This is a genomic window from Campylobacter sp. BCW_6460, from assembly GCF_001762705.1.
Lineage (GTDB): Bacteria > Campylobacterota > Campylobacteria > Campylobacterales > Campylobacteraceae > Campylobacter_D > Campylobacter_D jejuni.
The window spans coordinates 1,162-3,263 of the sequence record NZ_MJXI01000042.1 but is presented as its reverse complement, the minus strand read 5'-3'; the positions used below and the strand labels follow the sequence as shown (position 1 = coordinate 3,263).

Here is a 2,102-nt window from a genome sequence, read left to right as displayed (position 1 = left end):
ATTAGATTGAATAGATTTTACATAATTGCTTATGCCTAAATCTTTCTGGCTCAATCGATCACTTATTTAGATTTCAAAGATTGACTAATAAGATTTGAATAACAATACTAAGTTAAAAGAACAAAACAAAAAATCATTTTTAAAAGAAAAGTTTTTAAATTAAAAACAAGATTTATAAAAAAGCTTTTAGTTTTAAATTAAAAAATTAAGAAAGTTAAAAACTCAAATAATTTAAAAACTTAAAAAATCTAAAATAAAGTTAATTTATAAAATCTACTCAGTTAGTGAAACTTTATAATTTAAAAGATTTTAAGTCCTTTTTTCAAAAAAAGGAAATGAAAGTATAACCAATTAAACTTAAAAGGGGATTAAATAAAGGATTAAATAATATAAATATTTGGTAGGTTTTTGAAAATTTTGTATAAAAATATATTTTAAAGATTATATAATTTAAAATTGCAAAAAGCAATCAGACTTAATTAAATATAAATTTAAAATAAGTATAATTTTAAAACATTTTATATCAAAGGAAGAAAATGAAAAAAATATTTAGTGTTGTTTTAGTTGCCTTGATTGGCTTATTTTTAAACGCTTGCAATGATTCTAAAAACAAAGAAACAAATGCAAGCGTAGAATTAAAGGTTGGAACTGCCCCAAACTATAAACCTTTTAATTATAAAGAAAATTCAAAACTCACAGGCTTTGATACGGATCTAGTAGAAGAGATTGCCCAAAAAAATGGTATTAAAATTGTTTGGGTTGAAACCAATTTCGATGGGTTAATACCTGCTTTAAAAGCCGGTAAAATCGATATGATTGCCTCGGCTATGAGTGCAACGGATGAAAGAAGACAGAGTGTTGATTTTACCAAACCTTACTATATGAGTAAAAATCTTTATCTTAAACTAAAAAGTAACAATTTACTTCAAACAAAAAATGATTTAGAAGGTAAAAAAATAGGAGTTCAACTAGGAACTTTACAAGAAAATACTGCAAAAGCTATCAAAAATGCACAAGTGCAAAGCAATAAAGATTTAAATATTGCTGTTTTAGCACTAAAAAACAAGAAAATTGATGCTATTATCGCAGATGAAGATACTGCTAAAGGTTTTTTAGCTGAAAATCCAGACTTGATAAGTTTTTACCAAGAAATGGATGGTGGAGAAGGCTTTAGCTTTGCTTTTAATAAAAACAAACAAAAAGAATTGGTAAAAATTTTTGACAAAGGTATAGACGAGGTAAAAACCAATGGATTTTACAATACTTTGATGAAAAAATATGAACTAGAGTAAGCGTGAAAATTCACGCTTATACAACTTAAATCTTCGTTGTGTTTTGTAAAATAACATTTCATATAAATTTACTCCCATTAAATCAATTTTTTTATAAAATAAAATTTAAATTCAAACTATATAGTTTTATAATAATTAATATTTAATTATATTTTAAGTTTAAATATTTTATTATTCCGCTATTTTATTTTTATATTTTATATTATTATTAAAAAATAAATAATATGAAATTAATTTCAAAATAAATCATTTTAAATAAGGAAGGAGAAAAATATTTGAGTAAAAATATTATTTCAAGTAAGGTGTCTACGGGGGGGGGATTAAAGAACCCTGTTTAAATTCTAAAAAGATAGTTTTATCTTTAGCTACTATTTCTTTCTTAGCGAGTTGTGCTAATGCTACACTTACTCCTGAAATAAAAACTTATGATGAAGCAAATAAAAATCTTAAGGCTAGTTCAGCAAGTGTTTATAGTCCTCAAGCAAGAATTGATACGACCGTAAGCAATTCACAAACTAACACAATAGAAGTTAATGGAAATGGTTCTCATTCTATAACAATTGAAAAAAATGGAACTTTAGGCAATGAGAATAACAACGATAAAATTATCTATGTCCATGCTAGCAACAGCGATACTCTTACTCTTACTAATCTTACCAATAATGGAACCATCAATGGTAAAGTAGCCATACAAAATAGCCGAGATAACCTCACAGGAACCATCACTGTCAATACCTTTGAAAATAAAGGTCAAGTTAATGGTCAAATTTATATGGGAGTTTGGGGAAATAAAAACTCAGGAATTCTCAC

The 2,102-nt window shown here is 25.5% G+C and carries 1 protein-coding gene; it reads left to right on the top strand.

Annotation, left to right across the window (positions count from 1 at the left end):
- Positions 1-536: 536 nt before the first annotated feature.
- Positions 537-1,292, top strand: a complete 756-nt coding sequence (locus tag AJ881_RS09115) for a basic amino acid ABC transporter substrate-binding protein (protein WP_070274827.1) — start codon at positions 537-539, stop codon at positions 1,290-1,292.
- Positions 1,293-2,102 lie beyond the last annotated feature (810 nt).

Coding starts and splice junctions, on each gene's coding strand:
- AJ881_RS09115 (WP_070274827.1), top strand. CDS start 537: ATGAAAAAAATATTTAGTGTTGTTTTAGTTGCCTTGATTGGCTTATTT.